The 25,284-nt window shown below is 74.9% G+C and carries 20 protein-coding genes and 2 pseudogenes; 11 read left to right on the top strand and 11 right to left on the bottom strand.

Annotated elements, in window-relative coordinates; all coding sequences use genetic code 11:
- Positions 1 to 47: 47 nt before the first annotated feature.
- From treY to BM093_RS24775, 3 genes are all read right to left on the bottom strand, one after another.
- Positions 48 to 2,429: a malto-oligosyltrehalose synthase gene (gene treY, locus BM093_RS24765; protein WP_093350365.1), complete on the bottom strand. Its 2,382-nt coding sequence runs from the start codon at positions 2,427 to 2,429 to the stop codon at positions 48 to 50.
- A 12-nt stretch (positions 2,430 to 2,441) separates the two neighbouring features.
- Complete coding sequence (gene glgX / locus BM093_RS24770) at positions 2,442 to 4,637, bottom strand: glycogen debranching protein GlgX (RefSeq protein ID WP_245773776.1); 2,196 nt, start codon at positions 4,635 to 4,637, stop codon at positions 2,442 to 2,444.
- A 169-nt stretch (positions 4,638 to 4,806) separates the two neighbouring features.
- Positions 4,807 to 5,274, bottom strand: coding sequence for a PPOX class F420-dependent oxidoreductase (locus tag BM093_RS24775; protein WP_093350368.1), 468 nt, complete (start codon positions 5,272 to 5,274; stop codon positions 4,807 to 4,809).
- Between the two features lie 58 nt (positions 5,275 to 5,332).
- Between BM093_RS24775 and BM093_RS24780 the strand changes: the two genes are divergently transcribed.
- The 4 genes from BM093_RS24780 (at position 5,333) to BM093_RS24795 (ending at position 9,354) form a co-directional block, all read left to right on the top strand.
- Entirely contained in the window at positions 5,333 to 5,758 is a 426-nt protein-coding gene (locus tag BM093_RS24780; RefSeq protein WP_093350372.1) for an HIT family protein, read from the top strand.
- 7 nt (positions 5,759 to 5,765) lie between these two features.
- Positions 5,766 to 6,362, top strand: coding sequence for a histidine phosphatase family protein (locus BM093_RS24785; RefSeq protein WP_093350375.1), 597 nt, complete (start codon positions 5,766 to 5,768; stop codon positions 6,360 to 6,362).
- 207 nt (positions 6,363 to 6,569) lie between these two features.
- A complete protein-coding gene (locus tag BM093_RS24790) occupies positions 6,570 to 7,850 on the top strand; it encodes an MFS transporter (RefSeq protein WP_093350378.1) in 1,281 nt (426 codons plus the stop codon).
- A 181-nt stretch (positions 7,851 to 8,031) separates the two neighbouring features.
- Complete coding sequence (locus BM093_RS24795; protein ID WP_093350381.1) at positions 8,032 to 9,354, top strand: GGDEF domain-containing protein; 1,323 nt, start codon at positions 8,032 to 8,034, stop codon at positions 9,352 to 9,354.
- A gap of 10 nt (positions 9,355 to 9,364) precedes the next feature.
- Here BM093_RS24795 and BM093_RS24800 read toward each other — a convergent pair whose 3' ends face one another.
- On the bottom strand, positions 9,365 to 10,690 hold the full coding sequence (locus BM093_RS24800) for a GGDEF domain-containing protein (RefSeq protein ID WP_093350384.1): 1,326 nt from the start codon (positions 10,688 to 10,690) through the stop codon (positions 9,365 to 9,367).
- 723 nt (positions 10,691 to 11,413) lie between these two features.
- On the opposite strand from BM093_RS24800, the gene dxs reads away from it, so the two are divergent.
- The 3 genes from dxs to BM093_RS24815 are packed head-to-tail and all read left to right on the top strand — an operon-like array spanning position 11,414 to position 15,291.
- Positions 11,414 to 13,393, top strand: coding sequence for a 1-deoxy-D-xylulose-5-phosphate synthase (gene dxs, locus BM093_RS24805; RefSeq protein WP_093350387.1), 1,980 nt, complete (start codon positions 11,414 to 11,416; stop codon positions 13,391 to 13,393).
- Positions 13,393 to 14,079 carry a response regulator transcription factor gene (locus BM093_RS24810; protein WP_093350391.1) on the top strand — a complete coding sequence of 229 codons (687 nt, stop codon included), beginning with the start codon at positions 13,393 to 13,395 and terminating at the stop codon, positions 14,077 to 14,079. Before dxs ends, BM093_RS24810 begins: the two co-directional genes overlap by 1 nt.
- Positions 14,080 to 14,082: 3 nt before the next feature.
- Positions 14,083 to 15,291, top strand: a complete 1,209-nt coding sequence (locus tag BM093_RS24815) for a sensor histidine kinase (RefSeq protein ID WP_245773777.1) — start codon at positions 14,083 to 14,085, stop codon at positions 15,289 to 15,291.
- Between the two features lie 15 nt (positions 15,292 to 15,306).
- On the opposite strand, the gene BM093_RS24820 is transcribed toward BM093_RS24815, so the two are convergent.
- From BM093_RS24820 to BM093_RS24830, 3 genes are all read right to left on the bottom strand, one after another.
- Entirely contained in the window at positions 15,307 to 16,488 is a 1,182-nt protein-coding gene (locus tag BM093_RS24820; protein ID WP_093350394.1) for an HRDC domain-containing protein, read from the bottom strand.
- Positions 16,489 to 16,565: 77 nt separating this feature from the next.
- Complete coding sequence (locus BM093_RS24825; protein WP_093350440.1) at positions 16,566 to 17,234, bottom strand: LuxR C-terminal-related transcriptional regulator; 669 nt, start codon at positions 17,232 to 17,234, stop codon at positions 16,566 to 16,568.
- Between the two features lie 310 nt (positions 17,235 to 17,544).
- Positions 17,545 to 18,189, bottom strand: coding sequence for a DUF3000 domain-containing protein (locus tag BM093_RS24830; RefSeq protein ID WP_093350398.1), 645 nt, complete (start codon positions 18,187 to 18,189; stop codon positions 17,545 to 17,547).
- A gap of 94 nt (positions 18,190 to 18,283) precedes the next feature.
- Between BM093_RS24830 and hemE the strand changes: the two genes are divergently transcribed.
- Both hemE and hemG read left to right on the top strand, forming a co-directional pair.
- Positions 18,284 to 19,360, top strand: coding sequence for a uroporphyrinogen decarboxylase (gene hemE / locus BM093_RS24835; RefSeq protein ID WP_093350401.1), 1,077 nt, complete (start codon positions 18,284 to 18,286; stop codon positions 19,358 to 19,360).
- A gap of 35 nt (positions 19,361 to 19,395) precedes the next feature.
- Entirely contained in the window at positions 19,396 to 20,850 is a 1,455-nt protein-coding gene (gene hemG, locus BM093_RS24840; RefSeq protein ID WP_093350404.1) for a protoporphyrinogen oxidase, read from the top strand.
- A 673-nt stretch (positions 20,851 to 21,523) separates the two neighbouring features.
- Here hemG and BM093_RS24845 read toward each other — a convergent pair.
- Positions 21,524 to 21,994 carry a nitroreductase family deazaflavin-dependent oxidoreductase gene (locus tag BM093_RS24845; RefSeq protein WP_093350407.1) on the bottom strand — a complete coding sequence of 157 codons (471 nt, stop codon included), beginning with the start codon at positions 21,992 to 21,994 and terminating at the stop codon, positions 21,524 to 21,526.
- Between the two features lie 131 nt (positions 21,995 to 22,125).
- On the opposite strand from BM093_RS24845, the gene hemQ reads away from it, so the two are divergent.
- Positions 22,126 to 22,821: a hydrogen peroxide-dependent heme synthase gene (gene hemQ / locus BM093_RS24850; RefSeq protein WP_093350411.1), complete on the top strand. Its 696-nt coding sequence runs from the start codon at positions 22,126 to 22,128 to the stop codon at positions 22,819 to 22,821.
- An 88-nt stretch (positions 22,822 to 22,909) separates the two neighbouring features.
- Here hemQ and msrB read toward each other — a convergent pair whose 3' ends face one another.
- Positions 22,910 to 23,356 carry a peptide-methionine (R)-S-oxide reductase MsrB gene (gene msrB / locus BM093_RS24855; RefSeq protein ID WP_093350414.1) on the bottom strand — a complete coding sequence of 149 codons (447 nt, stop codon included), beginning with the start codon at positions 23,354 to 23,356 and terminating at the stop codon, positions 22,910 to 22,912.
- Positions 23,357 to 23,449: 93 nt separating this feature from the next.
- On the opposite strand from msrB, the gene ligD (BM093_RS24860) reads away from it, so the two are divergent.
- Positions 23,450 to 24,478, top strand: coding sequence for a non-homologous end-joining DNA ligase (ligD, locus tag BM093_RS24860; protein WP_093350417.1), 1,029 nt, complete (start codon positions 23,450 to 23,452; stop codon positions 24,476 to 24,478).
- A 67-nt stretch (positions 24,479 to 24,545) separates the two neighbouring features.
- Here the strand turns inward: ligD (BM093_RS24860) and ligD (BM093_RS24865) are convergent.
- Both ligD (BM093_RS24865) and BM093_RS36150 read right to left on the bottom strand, forming a co-directional pair.
- Positions 24,546 to 24,953 (bottom strand): annotated as a pseudogene (gene ligD / locus BM093_RS24865) (non-homologous end-joining DNA ligase LigD); the annotation flags it as partial.
- Between the two features lie 39 nt (positions 24,954 to 24,992).
- Positions 24,993 to 25,284: pseudogene (locus BM093_RS36150) on the bottom strand (IS110 family transposase); the annotation flags it as partial.

A 25,284-nucleotide genomic window follows, 5' to 3' on the forward strand; every position in this document is an offset into this window, starting at 1 on the left:
CGCGGTGCGGGTGCGCGGTGCGGGTGCGCGGCGCGTGGGCGGCCCGGTCAGGCCGGGCGGACCAGCAGCGCCACCGGGTAACGCTCGAGCAGGTCGCCCAGCCGGGGCGCGGGGCCGTCGACGGGACGGTCCGCGATCATGTCGTGCCAGTCGTCGAACCCGCCGGGCAGCGGCAGCGTCGTGTCCTCCCACCCGCCGCGGCGTTCGAGCCCCTCGGGCAGCCGGGTGGCCACCGCGACGAGGGCGCCGCCGCCCCGGGAGAACGCGACCGCGTGCCCGGCGGCCGGTCCCTGGGCGTGCAGCGGGCCGTACCCGGTGAACAGCTCCGGCCGGTACCGGCGCAGCCGGGCGGCGGTCGCGGTGACCAGCAGCTTCGCCGCACCGGACGCGTCCACCGGCGGCCGTTCGCCGTCGTCGAGCCGGGCCAGCAACCGCTCGCGGTGGGCGATGTCGACCGGGCGCCGGTTGTCCGGGTCGACCAGCGAGTACTCGAACAGCTCGGTGCCCTGGTAGACGTCCGGCACCCCCGGACCGGTCAGCTGCAGCAGCTTCTGGCCCAGCGAGTTCGACCAGCCCGGCCCGGCGATCCCGCCGACGAACGCCTCGATCTCGGCGACCAGCTCCCGGTCGGCGAGCACCGCGCCCGGCCACGCGGCGACGGCGTCGTCGACCTCGGGGACCGCGTCGGTGTGCGAGGTGACCAGCTTGGCCTCCTTCGCCGCCTTGGTGAGGTAGCCCGACAGCCGCTCGGCCGGGATCGGCCACGCGCCGACCAGCGACTGCCACGCCAGCAGCTCCAGCGATCGGTCCGGCAGCGGGTGGCGCACCGACCAGCGGCGCAGCCGCTGCGCCCAGTCGGCGGGACGCTCGGCGAGCACGGCGAGCCGGGCCCGCACGTCCTCCGAGCGCTTGGTGTCGTGGGTGGACAGCGTGGTCATCGTCCGCGACCGGCCGGCCTCGCGGTGCGCCATCCCGGCGTGGAACTCGGCGGGCGGGACACCGAAACGCGCCGGGTCACCGCCGACCTCGTTGAGCGCGACGAGCCGGTTGTAGCGGTAGAACGCGGTGTCCTCGACGCCCTTGGCGGTGACCATCCCGGTGGTCTGCTGCAGCCGGGTCGCGTACTCCGACCCGGGCTCGCCGACCAGGCCCGCGTGCAGGGCGGTGAGCACCGCGCCCAGGTCGGGCCGCCGGGTGCGGGCGACCGACACGGCGGTGTCGGCGGCGGCGCGGCCCTCGGCGATCGCCGGGGTCAGGTAGGAGCGGTACACCGGGAACCCGCAGCAGAACTCGGCGACGGCGTCGTGCAGGTCGGCGGCGGTGACGTCGGCCAGGTCGATCCCGACCAGCCCGGCGTCGGCCCCCGGGCCGGCGCGGAAGGCGTCGGCGATCCGGCGGACCTCGGCGAGGAGGATCTCGTCGACGACCAGGTGCCGCCCGTCGGCCTCGACGGCGTGGGCGGAGCGCTTCCGGCCGGTGTGCTCGGCGGCGAGCTGGGTGAGCAGCCCCGCGCCGTCGGGGTCGATGAACACCCCGCAGACCTCGCGCAGCGCCTCGTAGCCGCTGGTGCCGTCCACCGGCCAGGACGCGGGCAGGTCCTCGCCCACGCCGAGGATCTTCTCGACCAGCAGCCAGCGGTCCGGCCCGATCTCCGAGCGCAGCCGGCGCAGGTAGCCGCCGGGGTCGGACAGGCCGTCCGGGTGGTCGATGCGCAGCCCGGCGATCGTGTCGTCGGAGCGCAGCAGCTCGAGGACACGTCCGTGGGTGTCGGCGAACACGCCGGGGTCCTCGACCCGTACCGCGGCCAGGTCCGACACGTCGAAGAACCGCCGGTAGGTCAGCTCGGCGGTGCCGCGCCGCCAGGACACGAGCCGGTAGTGCTGGCGCTCGTGCACCTGCTGCGGGGTCGCCGGGTCGTCCGGGCCGCCCTCGGTCCCGGGGGCGAGCGGGAACCGGTGCTCGTGGTAGCGCAGCTCCCCGTCGACGATCTCGAGCTGCTCCAGCGCCCCCGCCTCGTCGGCGTCGAGCACCGGCAGCAGCAGCGCCGGGGCGCCCCAGTCGACGTCGAAGTGGTGCGCGTAGCGCGAGGCAGAGCCGTGCGTCAGCACGTCCCACCACCACGGGTTCTCGGCCGGACGCGCCACCCCGAGGTGGTTCGGCACGATGTCGAGCAGCAGCGTCATCCCGTGCTCGCGCAGCGTGGCGAGCAGTGCCCGCAGCTCCGCCTCGCCGCCGCGCTCGGCGGAGATCCGGGTCGGGTCGACGACGTCGTAGCCGTGGTTCGAGCCGGCGGTCGACTCCAGCAGCGGTGAGGCGTACAGCGCGCCGATGCCGAGCCGGTCGAGGTAACCGGCGATCGCCCGCGCGTCGGCGAACGTGCGGTCGGCCGAGAACTGCAGCCGATAGGTGGAACCCGGGAGGCGGCTCATGTCGGGTGTGCCTCAGCCCTTCGATCGCAGGACGAGCAGGGAACGTGCGGGCAGGGTCAGCACCGAACCCGCGGAGACCGGGTCGAGGTCGGCCCCGTTCTGGCCGGCCGCGGCCGGCGGGTGGACCTCGCCCGCGTGCGTGTCGACGACGACCTCCCAGGCCGCGCCGAACTCGGCGGGCGGCAGGGTGGTGTCGATGTCCTCCCAGTAGGAGTTGAAGCAGAGCAGGAACGAGTCGTCGGTGATCCGCTGCCCGCGGTGGTCGACGTCGGCGATCTGGTCGCCGTTGAGGAAGACGACGACGGCCCGGCCGAGGTCGTTGTCCCAGTCCTCCTCGGTCATCTCCCGCCCGGCCGGGGTGAACCAGCCGATGTCGGCGACCTCGTCGGAGGTCGACGGCCGCCCGATCGGCCTGCCGGCGAAGAACCGGCGCCGCCGGAACACCGGGTGGTGGTGGCGCAGCGCCGCGACCCCGGCGGTGAACGCGGTCAGGTCCTCGTGCTCGGCGGCCCGCGCCCAGTCCTGCCAGGAGATCTCGTTGTCCTGGCAGTAGGCGTTGTTGTTGCCGCCCTGGCTGCGGCCGGCCTCGTCGCCGTGCAGCAGCATCGGGGTGCCCTGCGAGAGCAGCAGCGTGGCGAGGAAGTTGCGCTGCTGGCGGGACCGCAGCTCGAGCACCGCCTGGTCGTCGGTGGCGCCCTCGACCCCGCAGTTCCAGGAGCGGTTGTGGCTCTCGCCGTCGTTGCCGTCCTCGCCGTTGGCCTCGTTGTGCTTGTCGTTGTAGGACACGAGGTCGGCCAGGGTGAAGCCGTCGTGCGCGGTCACGAAGTTGATCGAGGCCAGCGGGCGGCGGCCGTCGCCCTGGTAGAGGTCGGAGCTGCCGGTGATCCGGGACGCGAACTCGCCGAGGGTGCCCGCCTCACCGCGCCAGAAGTCGCGCACCGTGTCGCGGTACTGGCCGTTCCACTCGGTCCACAGCGGCGGGAAGTTGCCGACCTGGTAGCCGCCGGGGCCGACGTCCCACGGCTCCGCGATCAGTTTGACCTGCGAGATCACCGGGTCCTGCTGGACCAGGTCGAAGAACGTGGACAGCCGGTCGACGTCGTAGAACTCGCGGGCCAGCGTGGAGGCGAGGTCGAACCGGAAGCCGTCGACGTGCATCTCGGTCACCCAGTACCGGAGCGAATCCATGATCAGCTGCAGGGTGTGCGGGCTCCGGACGTTCAGCGAGTTGCCGGTGCCGGTGTAGTCCATGTAGTAGCGCGGGTCGTCGTCGACCAGCCGGTAGTAGGCGTGGTTGTCGATCCCGCGGAAGGACAGCGTCGGGCCCATGTCCGAGCCCTCGGCCGTGTGGTTGTACACGACGTCGAGGATCACCTCGATGCCCGCCGCGTGCAGGTCACGCACCATCGCCTTGAACTCGGTCACCTGCGAGCCGGCGCGGGCGAACTCCGGGGCCGCGCTCGCGTAGCCGTGGTGCGGGGCCAGGAAGCCGATCGTGTTGTAGCCCCAGTAGTTCGACAGGCCCTTCTCCACGAGGTGGTGGTCCTGCACGAACTCGTGCACCGGCATGAGCTCGACGGCGGTGACCCCGAGCCTGCGGTAGTGCTCGATCATCGCCGGGTGGGCCACGCCGGAGTAGGTCCCGCGCAGCTCCTCCTCGATGCCGGGGTGCAGCGTGGTGAGGCCGCGCACGTGCGCCTCGTAGACGACCGTCTCGTTGTACGGGATCTTCGGCGGACGGTCCGAGCCCCAGTCGAAGTACGGGTTCACGACGACCGACTTGGGCACGTACGGCGCGGAGTCGGTGTCGTTGCGCGAGTCCGGGTCGCCGAAGTGGTAGCCGAACACGGCCTCGTCCCAGTCCACCGGGCCGTCGAGGGCCTTGGCGTACGGGTCGATGAGCAGCTTGTCCGGGTTGCAGCGCAGGCCCTGGGCCGGGTCGTACGGGCCGTGCACCCGGTAGCCGTAGAGCTGGCCCGGCTCGATGCCGGGCAGGTAGCCGTGCCAGACGAACCCGTCGACCTCGGTCAGCCGCACCCGGGTCTCGGCGAGCCCGCCCGGCGCGTCCGGGTCGGGGTCGAACAGGCAGAGCTCGACCGCCTCGGCGATCTCGGAGAACAGGGCGAAGTTCGTGCCGGTGCCGTCGTAGCCGGCTCCCAGCGGGTAGGCGTGCCCGGGCCAGGGCTGCGTGCTCACGGGGATGCTCACGGTCCTCTCCTCGCGACCCGGCCACCGGCCGCGTGCGTGCTCAACCTATCTCCGGCGGGCACCGTTGCCGTCCGGCCCGCGGACACCGGACGCCGGACGCGGGGCGCGGGCCGCCGGACGCGGGGCGCACGATTCTCCCAGGGCCGGGGTGATGCCGCTGCTCCGGGCGTCAGGAGTCGGCGAGCCGCGCGGGGAACCCGCCCGTCGCCACCGGGCTCCAGCTCTCCGGGGTGATCCGGATCAGGGCCTTGCCCTGGTCGGTCATCGCCTGCCGGTACTCGTCCCAGTCCGGGTGCTCGCCGGAGATCGCGCGGAAGTAGTCCACCAGCGGTTCGAGCGCCTCCGGCAGTGAGATCAGCTCGGCGGCGCCGTCGACCTGCACCCAGGCCCCGTTGAACTCGTCGGAGAGGACGACGACCGACGCCCGGTGGTGCTTCGCGACGTTCGCGGACTTGGCCCGCTCGGGGTAGGTGGAGATCACGATCCGGCCCGCGTCGTCGACCCCGCCGGTGACCGGGGAGGCCTGGACCCCGCCGTCGGACCGGGTGGTCATCAGCACCATCCGGTGGCGCGGCCGGACGAACTCGAGCAGCCCGTCGCGGTCGACGGAGGTGGTCGTGGCGATCGTGCGAGGCATGGGCCGAGGGTAGGTCGTCGCGGTGGCCCGCGCCGGGGATGGCCTAGGGTCCGCAGGTGTGAGCAGCGTCTTCACGAAGATCATCAACGGCGAGTTCCCCGGCCGGTTCGTCTGGGCCGACGAGCACTGCGTCGGGTTCCTCTCGATCAACCCGCTCGGCCCCGGCCACACCCTCGTCGTGCCCCGCGCCGAGATCGACCAGTGGGTCGACGCCGATGCGGAGCTGACCGCGCACCTCACGCAGGTCGCGCGCACGATCGGGCTCGCCGTGCGGGAGATCTGGTCCCCGCCGCGGGTCGGCCTGATGGTGGCCGGGTTCGAGGTGCCGCACCTGCACGTGCACGTGTTCCCGGCCTGGGACATGCGGGCCTTCGACTTCGCCACCGCCGCCGCCCAGGTCGACGCCGACGAGCAGGACGGGCACGCCGCCGCGCTGCGGTCCGCGCTGCGGGCGGCCGGCCACGGCGACCACGTCCCGGACTGAGCGCCGCGTGCAACTGATCCTCATCCGGCACGCGCTCCCCGAACGCGTCGCACACGGCGACGGCACCCACGCCGACCCCGGCCTGACCCCCGAGGGCCACACCCAGGCCGGACGCCTGGTGGGCGCGCTGGCCGGCGAGCCCGTCGACGCGCTGTACACGAGCACGATGCGCCGGGCCGTCGAGACGGCCGCCCCGCTGGCCGCCGAGCGCGGGCTGACCCCGGCGACGCGGTCCGGCCTGCGTGAGTACGACGCCGAACGCTCCGAGTACGTCCCGATCGCGGAGATGGCCCGGGCGGACCCGCAGACCTGGGAGCGGATGCGTGCCGGGCACCTGCCAACCCACGTCGACACCGGCGCGTTCGTCGCCCGCGTGCAGGCGGCGGTCGAGGAGATCGTCGCCGCGCACCCGGGCCGCGCGACCGCCGTCGTGGTGGCGCACGCCGGTGTGGTGAACGCCTACCTCGCGGCGATCCTGGGCACCGACCGGACGCTGCCGTTCCCGCTCGACTACACCGGGGTGACCCGGGTGGTCTGTGCCCGCGACGGCATGCGCAAGGCCCGGACCGTGAACGAGCTCTCGCACGTCGCGGACCTGCTCTGATCCTGCCCGCGCGGGCTGCGGAACCGGCCGGTGAGGGCCGTTCGTCGCCGTCGTGCTGCCGTCCGGCGGAGCGCGCGGGGGCCGACCTGGTGTATCGCGGCGCGGTACCTACGCTCGACGGCAACACCGGCGTGGCCCGGGCCCGGCGGCGGTACCCCGCGCGACGGCCCCGCCGCGGTCCGCCGACGTCGAAGGAGTCCGCACCGGATGGCTGGTACCGGCAGGCGGGACACGGCCGGGGCGCCCGACCCCGGTACCGGTGCCGCCGTCGCCGGGAGCCCGTTGCGGATCCCCGACTTCCGGGTCCTGTTCTCGGCGGAGCTGCTCTCCACCGCGGGCGACCAGATCGCCCGGGTCGCGCTGACCGTGCTGGTCCTGCAGCGGACGGGCTCGGTGGCCTGGTCCGCGGCGTTCTACGCGATGACCTTCCTGCCCGCCCTGCTCGGTGGGCTGCTGCTCGGGCATCTCGCCGACCGGTACCCGCGCCGCGCGGTGATGGTCCTGGCCGACCTGGCCCGGGCCGGGCTGGTCGCGGTGATGGCGCTGCCGGGCCTGTCGTTGCCGGTGTTGAGCGGCCTGCTCGTCGTCGTGGTGCTGCTCGGCGGCCCGCACAACGCGGCCCGTGCGGCGCTGCTGCCGGACCTGCTCCCCGGCGCGCTGCTGGCACGCGGGCTCGCCCTGCGCCAGATCTCGGTGCAGATCGCGCAGGTCGCCGGGTTCGGCGGCGGTGGTCTGCTCGTCGCGTGGCTCACGCCGCACGGCGCGTTGCTCGTCGACGCCGGCGCCCTCGCCGGGTCCGCGCTCGTCGTCGCGCTGGGGGTGGGGGCGCGGTGCGCGGTGCGGCGGGTCGGTGCACCGGCCCGTCGCACCGCGGGGCGGTGGCTCGGTGGTGCCCGCGCCGGGCTCGCGGTCGTGTTCGGCTGCCCGCGCCGGCGCTACCTGGTGCTGGCCGCCTGGCTGATCGGGATCTACGTGCTGCCGGAGGCGCTCGCGGCGGCTTACGCGCTCGCCGTCGGTGCGGGGCCGGTCGAGGCGGGTCTGCTGATGGCCGCCGACCCCGCCGGCAGCGCGCTGGGTGCCGCCGTGCTCGCGTTCCGCCGTCCGGTGGGGGAGCGGTGGCTGATCCCGTTCGCCGCCGGGGCGGCGGTACCGCTGGTGCTGACGCCGTTCGCACCCGGGCTCTGGGCGGCGGTGGCCCTGTGGGCGTTGTCCGGGGCCTGCGCGACGGTCTGCCTGGTCCAGGCCCAGTCGGGCTTCGCCCGGGCGACCCCGACCGCCGTGCGCGGCGCCGCCACGGGCGTCGCGTCGGCCGGGCTCGTCGCGGGTCAGGGTGTCGCGGTCCTGCTCGGCGGTCTGCTGGCGCAGTGGACGGATCCTGCGGTGGCCCTCGCCGCCTTCGGGCTCACCGGTCTGCTGCTCGCGTGCGCCGGTCTCGTCCGGCTGCGGCGGACCGCGTCGGGCGGTGCGGTCGCGGGAGCGACCGGGTGACCGCGCCGTCGTCGAGGTGTGCTCACCAACCACGGTTGCGCATGTCGTCACCTCCTGCCCTTGACGTGACTCTCTGCAACATTGCAGCAGTCAGTGTACTCGTTCGGGTGACAGTGCGAGGGGGTCGAAACGGGTCCGGACGGTCCGTCCGGGGCCCGCGCAGCCCCCTCGGAGGAACCTCGTGACCGCCGCGCGGGGGCGCCCCCGCACCGGCTCGTGGCCGGTCCGCCGGCTGCCGCGGCCGATGGTCGCGGTGCTGGTGACGGTGGTGGCCGTCGCCGCGGCCCTGGTGGCCGGCGGACTGGTGCTGCTGCCGGCGGGCCCGGGCACCGGCACGGCCGCACTGGGCGCGCTCGGCCTGGTCACGCTCGGTGTGCTGCACACCGAGCTCGCGACCGGGATCGAGCGGGTCCGCCGCAGGGTCGCGCACGCCTCGTACTTCGACCTGTCCAGTGTGTGGACCTTCGCCGGTGCGTTGCTGCTGCCCCCGGCGCTCGCCGGGCTCGGCGTGGTCGTGATCTACGGCCACCTGTGGTGGCGGGTCTGGCGCCCGGCCGGGGCCGCGCTGTACCGGCACGTCTACACCACCGCGACCGTCGTGCTCGCCGCCTACGCCGCCGCTGCGATCGTCGCCCCGGAGCGGCTCGTCGTGGCGGCCGGTGTCGGACCGGGCAGCATGCTCGCCGGGTACGGCGCGCTGCTGCTCGCGATGCTGGTGTACGTGCTGGTCAACCAGACGCTGATCGCGCTGGCGCTGGCGCTGACGACCGGGCGCCGCTTCGCCTGGCGCGGTGTGCTCGGTGACGGCGACGACCACGTGCTGGAGGGGGCGACGCTGTGCCTGGCGGTGCTCGCCGCCCTCGCGGCCATGCGCCAGCCGCTGCTGGTGCTGCTCGTGCTGCCCCCGCTGCTGGTGCTGCACCGGGCGGTGCTGATCCGCCAGCTCGAGGAACGGGCCAACACCGACGCCAAGACCGGGCTGCTCACCGCCGGGGCGTGGCGGGGACGGGCGCACCGCGCGCTGGCCCGTGCCCGGCGCCGGCACGGCGCCGTGGCCGTGCTGATCCTCGACCTGGACCATTTCAAGTCGGTCAACGACGGCTACGGCCACCTGGCGGGCGACGAGGTGCTCGCCGCCGTCGCGGGGACGCTGACCGCCCAGGTGCGTGACCACGACCCGGTCGGCCGGTTCGGCGGGGAGGAGTTCGTGGTGCTGCTGGCCGGGCTGCCGGCCGGACCGGAGGGCGGCGAGCTCGCCCACGCCGCCGCCGAGCGGATCCGGCGCACGGTGCGGGGCCTCGCGGTCGACGTCGACGCGCCCGGCGGCCCGCTGACGATCACCGACCTGTCGGTGTCGGTCGGGGTCGCGGTCTCCGGGCCGGACGGGGAGTCGCTCGACGCGCTGATGCAGGTCGCCGACCACGCCCTCTACGCGGCCAAGCGCGCCGGTCGGAACCGGGTACGGCTCGGGCGGGCGGGCGTCGAACCGGGCGGCGACGCGTAGACCCGGCCGGTCAGCCCGGCTCGGGCTCCGGCTCGGGGCCGGCCCCGGGTGTCCGCAGCGGGTGCGGGCCGATCCGCACCGTGTCCCGGCCGGCCCGCTTGGCCGCGTAGAGCGCCGAGTCCGCGACCTCCAGCAGCGCCGTCATCCCGCCGCCGTCGGCGGGGAACACCGCCCCGCCGATCGAGACCGTGATCCCGACGCCGCCCGTGGGCGGTTCGCCGTCCGCTGTGCCGGACACCCGCCCCCGCAGCCGCTCGGCGACCTGCCGCAGCTCCTCGCGGCCGTCGTGCCCGGACAGCCGGGGGAGCAGCACCACGAACTCCTCCCCGCCGAACCGGCCGACCAGGTCGTGGTCGCGCAGCTCCTCGCGCAGCACCCGGGCGGTCGCGGCGAGGACCTGGTCGCCGTAGAGGTGGCCGTGCGCGTCGTTGACCTCCTTGAAGCGGTCGAGGTCGAGGATCAGCAGCGCGGCCTGGCGCCGTTCGCGCTCGGCGAGCTGCAGGGCGTGCGACCCGCGCAGGTGCCACGCGGCGTGGTTGAGCAGCCCGGTCTTCGCGTCGAGGTCGGCCTTCTCCCGCAGCTGGCGGACCAGGATCGTGCGGTGCAGCGCGATGATCGGCGGGATGGCCAGCAGCGCCACCAGCGGCCCGCCCGCGGCCAGCCCGGCCGCGGTGAGCGCGCCCAGGCACAGTGTCGCGAGCTCGAGCGCGAGTTCGTCGCCGCCGAACAGGATGCGCAGGATCGGGGTCTCCGGGGCCGACATCGCCACCACGCCGAGCACCAGGCAGGTGTTCACGACGGTGTAGGTGAGCAGCGTCAGGATCAGCGCGAGCACCTCGGGGAGCGCCCCGTACACCTCGCCCGGCCGGGTCGCCGCGAGCATCCCGGCGGCCGCGTGCACGGCCAGGACGACCGTCGCGGCGCTGTAGACCTCGCGGAACACCGGACGGCGCTGCGGCGGTGGCACCGGCCGCAGCACCCGGACGTAGAGATGGGTGTAGACGACCACGACGACCACCGCACCCAGCACCGGCGGCAGCAGCAGTGCGGACGCGAACGTCCACACCGAGGTGAGGTTCACATGGTGGGTCTCGGCCGTGTAGCGGCGGACCCGCTCGACCCCGGCGATGATCTCGGTGTGGGCCATGCCGGCCACGGCGAGGGTGGCCAGGAGCACCAGCGTCGCGCGGTCGAGCTCGGGCGGGTTCAGCGCCCCGGCCACGACCAGTGACACCGCCAGCAGCTCGACCGCGAGCACGGCGCCGAGCAGGCGCGGCGGGATCGACCAGACCGGCCAGCGGGTCACCTGGTGCAGGCGGACCGGGGACGGGACCACCGTGTGCGTCCCCCTTCCGGTCGTGGCGGGCGCTTCCGCTCGTGCTGGTGGGGCGCCGTGTGATCGGTCCCGTGCCGCGGGCCGGGGCAGCCGGGGCGCCGCCGTGTCGAGGCGATCCTAGCTGCTCGCGGTCGCCGTCCGTGATCGATGCGACGTCGTGACCGTGTGCACGGTGCTCGTTCGAGTGGTGCTGTCACGCTACGTGCCTGACGCGTCCGGTCGAGCGTCGGCCGGAATGCGCAGCGCGGTGCCGCCGGACGGCGCACGAGTGGTCGCCGGGGACGATTTCGCGGAGGGCGCGGGAATGGGTGGGAGAACACGCTCCGTGCGCGGGAGAAAACGCTCTCCCGCTGCATTTGCGACGATGTGAATGACATGCTGTACGTGCGGATGTCCAGGGCATTGCCGGGGAGGTGTCATGCGCAACTGGGGTTGGTGAATCGATCTCCGAGCGGGGGCGAATGCGATTCCCGCCGGAGCGTCCGAATGTCGATCATCGAGAGAGGATTCGCAATGCGTAACTGGGGTTGGTGAGAAGCGCGCCCGGTGCCGGTGGTGCGCGGGCGCGGCGGTGCCTCCGTCCGGGTGACGGAACGGCGTCGCCGTGTCCGGCCGCACCGCCGGGTCGGCTCCGCCACCCGTCCGTAGAGTGGGCGCGAGGAGTCGATGCCGGGCCGCAGCGGGTGAGTCGCCTGCGCGGGTCCGGCGGCGAGGAGGCGCTACGTGACGACGAACCGGGGGCTCGCCGCGATCCGGCGCCCGGCCGACCTGCGCGGGCTCGGGGCGGACGAGCTCGCGTCGCTGGCGGCCGAGATCCGCGGCTTCCTGATCAGTGCGGTGTCCCGCACCGGTGGCCACCTCGGACCGAACCTGGGTGTGGTCGAGCTGACCATCGCCCTGCACCGGGTCTTCGACTCACCGCGGGACACCCTGATCTGGGACACCGGGCACCAGGCGTACGTGCACAAGCTGCTGACCGGCCGGCAGGACGGCTGGGACCGGCTGAAGAAGACCGGCGGGCTGTCCGGGTACCCGAGCCGCGCCGAGTCCGAACACGACCACGTGGAGTCCAGCCACGCGTCGTCGTCGCTGTCCTGGGCGGACGGTGTCGCCCGCGCGCACGCGGTCTGCGGGCGGGACCGGCACGTCGTCGCCGTGATCGGGGACGGGGCGCTGACCGGTGGGATGGCGTGGGAGGCCCTCAACAACATCGCCGCCGGAGGCGGCCGGCCGGACACAGCCGCCGGTGATTCAGGCGCCGACCGCAACCTGGTGATCGTCGTCAACGACAACGGGCGGTCGTACTCGCCGACGATCGGCGGCCTGGCCGACCGGCTCGCGTCGTTGCGGCTGCAGCCCGGCTACGAGCGCGTGCTGGAGGCCGGGAAGCGGACGGTGCGCGGCACGCCGGTCGTCGGGCCCGCCCTGTACGCCGGGCTGCACGCGTTCAAGGCCGGGGTGAAGGACGCGCTGAGCCCGCAGGAGCTGTTCTCCGACCTGGGGCTGAAGTACTTCGGCCCGGTCGACGGGCACGACATCGGCCAGGTCGAGTCGGCGCTGCGCCGGGCGAAGCGTTTCGGCGGTCCGGTGATCGTGCACGCGGTGACCCGCAAGGGCAACGGCTACCCGCCGGCCGAGAACGACGAGGCCGAGCAGATGCACAGCCCGTCGGCGTTCGACCCGGAGACCGGCGAGCCCACGGGCTCCCCGTCGACCGGCTGGACCGACGTCTTCTCCGCCGAGATCGTCGAGCTGGGGACGCGGCGCAGCGACGTCGTCGCGATCACCGCGGCGATGCTCGGGCCGACCGGGCTCGCCCCGTTCGCGGCCGCCCACCCGGACCGGACGATCGACGTCGGGATCGCCGAGCAGCACGCGCTGGCCACGGCGGCCGGGCTGTCCCGGGCCGGGATGCACCCGGTGGTGGCGCTCTACTCGACGTTCCTCAACCGGGGTTTCGACCAGCTGCTGATGGACGTCGGGCTGCACCGCGAGCGGGTCACGCTGATGCTGGACCGTTCCGGGGTGACCGGCAGCGACGGGCCGTCGCACAACGGCATGTGGGACCTGTCGCTGCTCGGGATCGTGCCGGGGATGCGGGTCGCCGCACCGCGGGACGCGGCGACGTTGCGCGAGGAGTTCCGGGAGGCCGTCGCCGTCGCCGACGGGCCGACGGCGCTGCGCTACCCGAAGGGGTCGGTGATCGAGTCGGTGCCGGCGCTGCGCCGCCTCGACGGCCCGGCCGGGGTGGACGTGCTGCACGAGCCGGGCGGCGACGCGACCGGGCGGGCCGATGTGCTGATGGTGTGCGTCGGTGCGTTCGGCACGCTCGGCGTCGCGGCCGCGAAGCGGCTCGCCGACCAGGGCGTGGACGTGACCGTGGTGGACCCGCGCTGGGTGCTGCCGGTCCCGCAGGAGCTGCTCGCGCTGGCCGCGGACCACCAGCTCGTCGTCACCGTGTCCGACTGCGGCACGCACGGCGGGTTCGGCTCGGCACTGTCGGACGCGCTGCGGGCCGCCGACATCGACGTCCGGCAGCGGGACCTGGCGCTGCCCCAGGAGTACCTGGTGCACGGCAGCCGCGACGACGTGCTCGCCAGGGCCGGGCTGACCGAGCAGGACGTCGCCCGCAAGGTCACCGAGTGGGCGGCGGCCTCCGTACCGGCCCTGCCGGCCCTGCAGGACGGGGAGCGCGCCCGCTGATGCGTGTGATCGTCGTCGAGGACGAGCCGGCCATGGCCGATGCGGTCGCGCGCGGCCTGCGCCGGGACGGGATCGCGGTCGACGTGGCCTACGACGGCGACGAGGGGTCCGAGAAGCTCTCGGTGACCCGCTACGACGTCGCCGTCCTCGACCGGGACCTGCCGGGCCGCAGCGGCGACGAGCTGTGCGACGAGCTCGTCGCGGCCGGGGGGACGACCCGGGTGCTGATGCTGACCGCGTCCGGGTCGCTCGCCGACAAGGTCGAGGGCCTGTCCCGCGGCGCGGACGACTACCTGGCCAAGCCGTTCGACTTCCCCGAGCTCGTGGCACGGGTCCGCGCGCTGGGCCGCCGGGCCACCCCCGCCGTGCCGCCGACGCTCGCCGCCGGGGACCTCGTGCTGGATCCGGCCCGCCGCACGGTGAGCCGGGCCGGGCGCCCGGTCGAGCTCACCCGCAAGGAGTTCGGCGTGCTGGAGGTGCTGCTCGCGGCGTCCGGCGCGGTGGTCTCCAGCGAGGAGCTGCTGGAGCGGGTGTGGGACGAGAACGCCGACCCGTTCACCACCACCGTGCGGGTCACCGTGATGACGCTGCGCAAGAAGCTCGGCGAGCCCGGTCTGATCGACACGGTCGTCGGGGCCGGGTACCGGGTGCCCGATGCGCTGCCCGCCGGGACCGCGGCGGGCTGACCCGTGGGGCGCCGACAGCGCGGGCAGCGGGGCCTCCGGCCGCGGCTGACGCTGCTCGCCACCCTGCTGGTCGCGGCGGTGTCGGCGCTGCTGCTGTGGCTGGGCTGGATGCTGGTCGGCGCGGCCGTCGCCGGGACACCGGCGCTGCCCGGCACCGTCGTGGTGAACGGGGTGCCGGTGCCGGCCGAGACGGCCCGTGCCGCGGTCGCCGCCGGCGCCCGGGACGAGGTGCTGCGGGCCGGGCTGATCGCGTTCCCGCTGGTCGTGGCGGCCGGTGCGGTGACGGCCTGGGTGCTGGTGGGACGCGTGCTGGACCCGTTGCACCGGGTGGTCGACACCGCGTCGCGGCTGTCCGCGAGCTCGCTCGACGAGCGGGTCGGGCTGGAGTCGGCACGCGGTGAGGTGGCCGAGCTGGCCGCGTCGTTCGACGCGATGCTGGACCGGTTGCAGGCGGCGTTCGACGCCCAGCGCCGGTTCGTCGCCAACGCCGGGCACGAGCTGCGCACCCCGCTCGCGGTGCTGCGCACCGAGATCGACGTGACCCTGCAGGACCCGGACGCCGATGCCGCCGAGCTGCGCCGCATGGCCGAGGTGGTCCGCGACGCCGGTCGGCGCTGCGACGAGCTCGTCGGCGGGCTGCTGCTGCTGGCCCGGACCGAAGCGACCGGGCCGCTGACCGGCGGGGACCGGTCCCCGGTGGACCTGGCGGCCGTGCTCGCCGCGGAACTGGACGAGGTGGCCGCGGACGCCGTGGCCCGCGGGCTGGTCGTGCGGACCGACCCGCGCCCGGCTGCGATCGCCGGCGACGAGGTGCTGCTGCGCCGACTGGTCGCGAACCTGCTGGAGAACGCCGTGCGGCACAACCGGGACGGCGGCTGGATCGAGGTCGGCTGCGCCGGGGGCGGGGCGAGCGACCCGGTGCTGCTGCGGGTCGCCTCGTCCGGGCCGGAGCTGGCCGCGGCGCAGGTGTCGGAGTTGTTCGAGCCGTTCCGCCGGGGCCCGGTGGCGCGCACCGCGCACACCCGCGGGTCCGGGCTCGGGCTGTCGATCGTGCGGGCCGTGGCGATCGCGCACGGGGGCCGGGTGGCGGCCGAGGCGGTCGAGGGCGGTGGCCTGGCGGTGCGGGTGCTGCTGCCCGGGGCCCCGGCCGCGGTCGCGGCCGAGCCGGCGGAGGGCCCCGCCGCTCCCGATCCGGTCGTCCACCCCCGGTAGGCGGCGGCCCGCCCGTCAGCGGGTGTCGAGCACCGGCTCCAGCAGCGGGCCGAGCAGCTCGACCTGCCACGACCGCGCCCCACCGGCGGACAGCGCGCCGCGGACGTCGCCGTCGGTGGGCGGGGTCCAGCACAGCCGGCGCAGCAGGTCGGGTTGCAACAGGTTCTCCACCGGCACGTCGTGCTGCTCGGAGACGTCGGTGAGCACGGTGCGGGCCGCGGTCAGCCGGGCGGCCGCGTCCGGGTCGCGCTCGGCCCAGCGCGACACCGGCGGCGGTCCGTCGGTCGGTGCCGAGCCGCGCGGCAGCTCCTCGTCGGGCAGCTCGGCGGCGCGGCGCAGCGCGTCGAACCAGTACCGGGACAGCCGCCGCTGCGAGCGCCCGCGGAACACGGGCAGGCCGGCGAGCGCCTCGGCGGAGTCCGGGTTGCGCACGGCGGCGTCGACGATCGCCGCGTCCGGCAGCACCCGGCCGGGGGCGATGTCGCGTTCGGCGGCCAGCGAGTCGCGGGCCTGCCACAGCTCGCGTACCGCCGCGAGCGGACGCGGCTTGCGCACCTTGTGGATCCCGGAGGTCCGGCGCCACGGCTCGGCCCGCGGTGCGGGGGGCGGTGCGGTGCGGACGGCCTCGAACTCCTGGCGGGCCCACTCGAGCTTGCCGTGGGCGTCGAGCAGGCCGGTCAGCACGTCGCGGAGCTCGATGAGCACCTCGACGTCGAGTGCGGCGTAGACCAGCCAGTCCTCGGGCAGCGGGCGCCGGGACCAGTCCGCGGCGCCGTGGCCCTTCTCCAGGGAGTACCCGAGCAGGCTCTCGACCATCGGCCCGAGACCGACGCGGGGGAGCCCGGCCAGCCGGCCGGCCAGCTCGGTGTCGAACAGCGAGGCCGGGCGCAGGCCCAGCTCCGCCAGGCACGGGAGGTCCTGCGACGCGGCGTGCAGCACCCATTCCGGCCCGTCGAGTGCGGCGGCGAGGTCGGCGACCTCGCCGTGCAGCGGGATCGGGTCGACGAGCGCGGTCCCGGCCCCCGCGCGCCGCAGCTGCACCAGGTAGGCGCGCTGGGAGTAGCGGAAGCCCGAGGCGCGCTCGGCGTCCACCGCGACCGGGCCGGTGCCACCCGCCATCGCCGCGGCCACCTCGGCGAGGGCGTCGGGGGACGCCGTCACCGGGGGCAGGCCGTCGGCGGGCGCGAGCAGCGGCACCGGATCGGGTGAACCGTCCGGGGACGGATCACCGGGCGGTCGGACGTCCGTACCGCCTGTGGTCCCCGTACCCCGGTTCAGCGAATGACTCCCGCACGCATGGCCAGCGCCACCATCTGGGCGCGGTCGCCGGTACCGAGCTTGCGCCCGATCCGGGACAGGTGGCTCTTCACCGTCAGCGCCGACAGGCTCAGCGCCTCACCGATCTCCTTGTTCGACTGGCCGTCCGCGACCAGCTGCAGCACCTCGACCTCGCGGGCGGAGAGCTCGCGCGGGGTGTTGTCGGTCCCCGGGACGCGGGAGCCGGTGGCCAGCAGCGGGGCGACCGTCGGGTCGGCGTAGACGCCGCCGTCGAGCACCCGCTTGACCCCGTCGGTGACCACCGACGGCGACGCGGACTTCAGCAGGTACGCCTGCGCGCCCGCCTGGAAGGCCGAGCGGACCGCGTACGGGTCGTCCGAGGACGCCAGCACGACGAGCCGGTTCCAGCCCAGCGAGCGGAGCTCGCTGACCAGGTCGAGACCGCTGCCGTCGGGCAGTGTCAGGTCGAGGATCGCCAGGTCGCACGGACCCGCGGCGTGCGCCCGCGCACGCGCCTCGGTCACCGAGGCCGCCTCGTGGACGGTGCCCGCCCCCATGGAGCGCAGCCGCCCCGCGATCGCCTCGCGCAGCAGCGGGTGGTCGTCCACGACGAGAACCGTGAACAACTCCTCCCGCGGCTGCGGGACGACCCCCGGCGAGAGCACGGCCCCGCTGATCGGAGCGCCACCGGCGGTGGTGCTGCCGGAGCCCTGCGCCGGCACTTGCTGGCCAAGTACAGCCACGTCGTCAACCTTCCTGGAGTCGGTCGTCAGCCCCCGACCAACACCGGAACCCGAGGGACGGAGAGTGGCGCTCGGCCGCCCGGGTGGGTGCCATGCGGGAGATGGTATCCCTCCATGCGGCCTAACGTCGCGTGTGCATTCGAACTTCTGGCCCGGAAAGTTACATGGATGTGGGTGGCGTCCCACCCGTACGGGTGATCTTTTTCGTCAGTACGCCGCTGACCAGCGGCTATCAGCCGGGGCTCCGACTGAGAGGTACGGCACCGACCGGCGGCAGCCCGGCGGCGGTCGCCACGAGGGAGCCGAACGCGACGGCGTGTCGGGCAAGATCGGCGTCGCTCTCCGTAGGCGTCCAGGAGGCGCGCAGCTCGACGTCGTCCTCACGTGGGTGGTCCTCGCGTGGGGGGCCCTCCCGCCCGTCCCCGCCCTCCGGCAGCCCGTCCTGGCGCAGGCCGCCGAACCGGACCGAGGAGGTCTGGGTGACCGTGCCGCCGAGCGCGGTGAACCCGGCCCCGGCGTGCTCGAGCGCGTCGGTGAGCCACGACCAGCCGATCCGCGGCAGCATGTCGTCGCCGAGCTGGCCGGGCTCGAGCCGGGCCTGGACGAAGCAGACCAGCCGGAAGGAGCCCTGCCAGCGGTCCTGGCCGTCCGGGTCGTGCAGCAGGATCAGCCGCCCCGAGGTGTCCGGCTCGTCGAGGTCGTCGGTGCCGTCGCCGCGGTGCCCGATGTCGGCCTCCACGCTCGTGGCCCAGCTGAACGGTGCGAGCCGGGGCGGGGCCTCGAGCGGGCGCACCACGAGCTCCGGGCGCGGCGCCACCGCGTCGAGCGAGGCCACGGCCCGGCGGAACAGCGGTGGTGGGGAGTTCGGGTCCGGCACGGCGGGGAACTCTAGAGTGCGCGGCCGGTGGCACCGGGCAGGCGCGCCGGGTGGCTGCGCGGCGGCCGGGGCCTCGTGCGAGGATGACCAGGTCATGAGTGCAGGCATCGTCACCTCCGCGAGCAGTGCGCCGACCCGCCGGGACCTGGCCGGGTCGCCCTTCCTCGACGCCGCGTGGGGGCGTCGCCCGTCCCGGCTGCCGGTGTGGTTCATGCGCCAGGCTGGGCGCTCGCTGCCGGAGTACCGGGCGCTGCGGGCCGACAACGGCATGCTCGAGGCCTGCCTGACCCCGGACCTCACGTGTGAGATCACCCTGCAGCCGGTGCGCCGGCACGGGGTGGACGCGGCGATCCTGTTCTCCGACATCGTCGTGCCGCTGTACCTGGCCGGTATCGGCGTCGACATCGTCCCGGGCACCGGTCCCGTGGTGGAGCGCCCGGTGCGCACCGCCGCCGACGTCGACGCGCTGCCCGACCTCGACCCCGAGCAGGCCGGCCCGGTCGCCGACGCGATCGGGCTGCTGCTGCCCGAGCTGGGCCGCACCCCGCTGATCGGGTTCGCCGGGGCGCCGTTCACCCTCGCGTCCTACCTGATCGAGGGCGGCCCCAGCCGCAACCACGAGGTCACCAAGGCGCTGATGCGCTCGCAGCCGGAGGTCTGGCACGCCCTGATGGCGAAGCTGGCCCGGCTCACCGGCACCTTCCTGCAGCGCCAGATCGCCGCCGGGGTGGACGCGGTGCAGCTGTTCGACTCCTGGGCGGGTGCGCTGTCCGAGCGCGACTACCGCGAGTTCGTGCTGCCGCACTCGACCGCCGTGCTGGGCGCGCTGGCCGGGTCCGGGCTGCCGAGGATCCACTTCGGGGTGGGCACCGCCGAGCTCTACGGCGCGATGACCGAGGCCGGTGCGGACGTGATCGGCGTCGACTGGCGCACCCCGCTGGACGTCGCGTCGGCCCGTTCCGGGGGAGTGGTGCCGGTGCAGGGCAACCTCGACCCGGCCGTGCTGTTCGCCGGCCAGGAGGCGATCGACGCCGACGTCGTGCGGATCGCGGCCGAGGGCACCCGCTGCCCGGGGCACGTGTTCAACCTCGGCCACGGCGTGCTGCCGCAGACCGATGCGGACGTCATCACCCGGACCGTCGAGACGATCCACGCCCAGCCGGTCGCCTGAGCCGGCCCTGCGAGCGCACCATCCACCACAGCACCGTGCCGGCCCGCCGCGTCGCCGTCGTCGGTGGCGGGATCTCCGGGCTGGCCGCGGCGCACCGGCTGCGCACCCTGCTCGGTGACTCCGCCGAGATCACCGTGCTCGAACAGCGGCCGCACCTCGGCGGGGTGCTGCAGACCGTCGACCTGGCCGGGGCACCGTTCGATGTCGGCGCCGAGGCATTCCTGGTCCGCCGGCCCGAGATGCCCGCCCTGCTCGACGAGATCGGCCTGTCGGCGTCGCTGACCCACCCGACCGGTGCGACGGCGACGATCCGCGCCGGCGGCCGGACGGTCGGGCTGCCGCGCGGGACGCTGATGGGCGTCCCCGGACGTGACGCCGAGCTGGACGGGGTGCTCTCCGACGCCGGTCTGGCGTCGGTGGCGGCCGAGCCCGACCGGCCGCTGAGCTGGGAGCCGGGTGGCGACGCCGCGCTCGGCGGGATGTTGCGCGAGCGCTTCGGGCCCGAGGTGGTCGACCGGATCGCCGACCCGCTGCTGGGCGGGGTGTACGCGGGCCGGGTCGACACCCTGGGCCTGCGCGCCACCGTGCCCGCGCTCGCCGACGCCCTGGACGCGGGTGCGTCGTCGCTGACCGAGGCCGCCTCCGCGGGGATGACGACGAGCGGCCAGCGCGCCGGGACCCTGGCCGCCGGGCCGGCCCGCGGCGCCGCCGCGTCGCAGCCGGCCGCCCCGGGTCCGGTGTTCGGTGCGGTCCGGGGCGGCTACCGCGCCGTGATCGGCGCGCTGGTCGCGGCGTCGTCGGCGACCGTGCGCACCGGGGCCCCGGTGCGCGAGCTGCAGCGGCGCGCGGCCGGGTGGCGGCTGGTGCTGGGGCCGGTCCCGGCCCACGAGGTCCTCGACGTCGACGCGGTCGTGCTCGCCGTCCCCGCGCCGGCGCTGCGCCGGTTGCTGGAGCCGGCCGTCCCCGCGGGGGCCGCCGCCGCGGGCCGGGTCGAGCTGGCGTCCTCGGCGGTGGTCGGGCTCGCCTACCGGGCCGCCGATGTCGCCGGGATGCCGGGCACGAGTGGCTGCCTGGTCGCCGCCGACGAGCCGCTGTCGGTCAAGGGCGTGACGCACGCCTCGACGAAGTGGGCGCACCTCGGGCAGGACGGCCTGGTCCGGATCCGTGCCTCCATCGGCCGCTTCGGTGAGGAGGCGAGCCTGCAGATCGACGACGCCGAGCTGGTCGCCCGCACGCGGGCGGACCTGCGCGTCCTCGACGGGATCGAGGCCGAGCCCGTCGCGGTGCACGTGCGGCGCTGGGGTGGCGGGTTGCCGCAGTACGGCGTCGGTCACGGCCGCCTCGTCGCGGCGCTCGAGGATGCGGTCGCGTCGCAGCCGGGCCTCGCCGTCGCCGGGGCGATGCTGCACGGTGTCGGGGTCCCGGCCTGCGTCGGCACCGCCCGCGCCGCGGCCGAGCGGCTCGTGTCGGCACTCGCGCCGACCGGCTGAGCCCGGCTCTCGTCACGCCGCGCGCGCCCTGCCCGCCGCTCCCGGGCGCAGGGGCGGCCACGGGGCCCCTGCGATCAGCACGCCCGCGCCTCCCTCGCGCGGGGCAGTTCCCCGCGCCTCGCGGGCAGTGCGTTTGTCGATCAGCACGGTGCCGCCGTCCTCGGGGCGGTTCCGTGCACCTCGAGGCCGTGGCCGATTTGATCAGCACGCTGGCGCCCTGCCCGTGGCGGTGTCGTGCATCTCGCCGGCCGCAAGCCTGTCGATCAGCACGCTCGCGCCCCGCCCGGGGCGCTTCCGTGCATGTCACGGGTGGGGCGCCGCTCGATCAGCACGCTCCCGCCCTGCCCGGGGCAGTTCCGCGCGCCTCGCGGGCAGTGCGCCTGCCGATCAGCACAGTGTCGCCCTCCTCGGGGCGGTTCCGTGCGCCTCGAGGCCGCGACCGAGTTGATCAGCACACTCGTGCCCCGCCCAGTGCGGAATCGTGCATGTCGCCGGCCGCAGACCTGTTGATCAGCGCGCTCGCGCCTTGCCCAGGGCGTGGCGTGCAGCTCACCGGCGCTGCGCCTGTCGATCAGCACGCTTGCGCCCTGCCGAGGGCGGAGTCGTGCAGCTCAGGGGCACCGGGCTTGTCGATCAGCGCGTTTCCGCCCTCGGGCGCGAGCCACGCGCCGGTCTACGGGCGGTCCAGCACCAGCTCGACGACCGGGACGTGTGGGGCGAGGGGCTCGGTGGGCCCGAGCCCGCACGCGGCCCGGATGGTCGGCTCCAGCCGGGCCCAGGCCCGTGGGTGCCGGCGCGGGTACCCGGCGAGCAGCGCCGCGGCCCGCTCCGGTGGGAGCCGGTGCGCGGTCGCCGGCACGGCACGCCGGCGCCCGACCGAGACGCGTACCCGCGGCTCGGCGACGACGTTGCGGAACCACTGCGCCCGCTCGCCGAAGCCGGACACGACGACGTAGTGCCCGGGCGCGGGGCGGTCGGTGACCTCGAGGACGGCGCGGCGCCGCTCGCCGCTGCGGCGCCCGATGTGCTCGAGCAGGAGCATCCGGTGGCCGAGCAGGACGCCGAGCCCGGCCCGGTAGAGGGCGATCGGGGCGCGGGCGAGCGCCCGGCGGCGCAGGATCCGCAGGCCGGCGGGCGTGCTCATCGGCGGGCGGGGGCGTGGTGCGCAGCGGTCACGACCGGGACGGGACCAGTCCGCGCGCCCGTCGTCAACGGGGTTGCCGAGGAGGCGGACACGTGGTGAGGGTGCCCTGACCGGCGGCGTAGCATCGGGGCATGGCCCGCGTGGACGTCAAAGCGATCAACGACACCATCCGCTACACCATGTGGTCGGTGTTCCGCGTCGAACCCGGCCGGCTGGGCGAGGACCGTACCGAGACCGCCCGGCAGGCCACCGAGTACCTGGACTCGCTCGCGAACAAGGACGTGACCGTCCGTGGTGTCTACGACCTCGCCGGCGTCCGGCACGACGCCGACTACATGATCTGGTGGCACTCCTCGGAGATCGAGTCACTGCAGGCCGCCTACTCCGACCTGCGCCGCACCACCGCGCTCGGCCGCGCGTCCGTGCCGGTGTGGAGCCAGACCGCGCTGCACCGGCCCGCGGAGTTCAACAAGAGCCACGTGCCGGCGTTCATGGCGGGGGAGGACCCCAAGGGGTACGTGTGCGTGTATCCGTTCGTCCGGTCCTACGACTGGTACCTCCTGCCGGACGACGAGCGCCGCAAGATGCTCGCCGACCACGGCAAGGAGGCCCGGGACTACCCGGACGTCCGCGCCAACACGGTGCCGGCGTTCGCCCTGGGTGACTACGAGTGGATCCTCGCGTTCGAGGCGGACGAGCTGCACCGCATCGTCGACCTCATGCGGCACCTGCGTGCCACCGAGGCCCGCCGGCACGTCCGCGAGGAGATCCCGTTCTGGACCGGCCCGCGGGTCCAGGTCGGCGACCTGGTCTCGTCGCTGCCCTGAGCCGTCCGGCGCCGTCCCCGGGCGGAGCGTCCGCGTGGCCCCGCAACCCTGCCGAGCAGGGGTGCGGGGCCACGCGTGCATCCGGCGCTCAGTCGCCCGGTTCGAGCGTGAGCGAGATCGAGTTGATGCAGTAGCGCAGGTCCGTGGGGGTCCCGTAGCCCTCCCCGGCGAACACGTGCCCCAGGTGGCTGTGGCAGTTGGCGCACAGCACCTCGGTGCGCGTCATGCCGAGGCTGGAGTCCGTGCGCTCGATGACCGCGTCCCCGGCCAGCGGGGTGAAGAACGACGGCCACCCGCAGTGCGACTCGAACTTCGTCTCGCTGCGGAACAGCTCCGCCGCACACGCCCGGCAGCGGTAGACCCCGGTGCGCTTCTCGTCGGTGTACTCCCCGGTGAACGGGCGCTCGGTCCCGGCCTGGCGGAGCACCTGGTACTCGGCCGGGCTCAGCTGGGCCCGCCACTCCTCGTCGCTCTTCTGCACCGTCGGCGCCGGCTCGGCGGCCGCGGCGCCGGTGTCCTTGCTGAACAGACCCATGCACCCACGCTAACCCGTTCCCGGCCGTGCGGTGCGCACCTGCTCCGCCCGCGGGACGACCGCACCCGTTGCGCGCAGCGGTAGGTTCGTCGGGTGGCGAGCCGCGAGGTCGTGATGCTGCAGGTGGACGGGCCGGACGGCCCGCGTGAGGTCCGCCTGACCAGCCCGGGCAAGGTCGCGTTCCCGAAGCTCGGGATCACCAAGCGCGAGGTGGTCGAGTACTACCTGGCCGTCGCGGAGCCGATGACGCGGGCCCTGCAGGACCGGCCCACCAACCTCAAGCGGTTCAACGACGGCGCGGAAGGGGAACCGTTCTTCGTCAAGCGGGTGCCGAAGGGCGCCCCGGACTGGGTACGGACCTGCACGGTGACGTTCCCCAGCGGCCGTACGGCCGAGTCGGTGGCGGTCACCGAGCCGGCGACGATCGCCTGGGCGGCCAACCTCAACACCCTCGACTTCCACCCGTGGCCGGTCCGCTGCGCCGACACCGACCGCCCCGACGAGCTGCGGATCGACCTCGACCCGCAGCCGGGGACGGATTTCGCCGACGCCGCCGCCGTCGCGGCCGTGCTGCGCGAGGTGCTCGAGGAGGCCGGGCTGACCGGCTGGCCGAAGACCTCGGGCGGGCGCGGCCTGCACGTGTTCGCGCCCGTCCGGCCGGAGTGGGACTTCGTCGAGGTCCGGCACGCGGTGATCGCGATCGCCCGGCGGGTGTGCCGTCGCATCCCGGAACGGGCCACCGTGGACTGGTGGAAGGAGGAACGCGGCGAGCGCGTCTTCCTCGACTTCAACCAGGCGGCGCGGGACCGGACGATCGCCTCGGCGTGGTCGGTGCGCGGGCTCCCGGACGCGACCGTGTCGATGCCGCTGACCTGGGACGCGGTGGGGGAGGTCGATCCGGCCGAGTTCACCCTGCGCACGGTCCCCGGCCTGCTGGAACGGCACGGCGACCCGCACGAGCACATGGCCGAGCACCGGGGCGGCTGCGCGACCGCGCTGGAGTGGTACGCCGAGGACGAGGCCGAGCTGGGCGTCGCGGAGATGCCCTACCCGCCCGAGTACCCGAAGATGCCGGGCGAGCCGATGCGGGTGCAGCCCAGCCGGGCCCGCCACCCGGGCTGAGCACGATGATCGGGCACTGGTGGTGGATCGGTGCCGGATCCGGCACCGATCCACCACCACATGCCGATCACGGGCGTTCGCGGGCCCGCTTGCGCCGCTTCCCCTCGTGCATCGCCTGCACCCGCGGGACGGGGATGGCCCGGCCTTCCTCGACGAGCACCTCCGGCAGCGCCGCGGCCGGTGGGCGCAGCGACCGCCAGGGGTCGGTGTCGCCGAGCAGCCGGGCCGCCGTCGTCACCGTGAAGTCGGACGGCGACACCGCGTCGAGGTCGTCCCAGGCGAGGGGGAACGAGACCGGCAGGCCCGGCCGTGCCCGGGGGCTGTAGGCCGCGACCAGGGTGGCCCCGCCGGCCCGGGTCGGGTCCAGGAAGACCCGGCCGCCGCGGTCGGCGCGCAGGAACGCGGTGGTCGCGATCTCGGGCCCGCGTGCGGCGGCGCGGGCGCACACCGCGCGGGTGGCGGCGAACGCGTCGTCGATACCCAGCGGCTGTAAGGAGAATCAACCGCAGCCGGTCTACGCGGGTCGCTCCAGGGTGACGCGGTAGCCGAGGTTGTGGAGTTGGCCGATGAGGCGGTCGCGTTGGCGGTCGGCGTTGCGGCGGGTGAAGTAGTCGCCGCCGAGGTCTTGGTAGTCGCAGTCGTTGGTCAGCAGGTGCCAGCTGATGACCAGGATGGAGTGGGCGACCGCGATCGCGGCCTTCTTCTTCCCGATCCGGCGTGCCAGTCGCCAGAACTGGGCCGAGAGGTAGGTGTCGCGGGTCCGGGCGGCGGACCAGGCGCACTGGGTCAGGATGTCGGTCAGCCAG

The sequence above is a fragment of the Pseudonocardia ammonioxydans genome (assembly GCF_900115005.1).
Classification (GTDB): domain Bacteria; phylum Actinomycetota; class Actinomycetes; order Mycobacteriales; family Pseudonocardiaceae; genus Pseudonocardia; species Pseudonocardia ammonioxydans.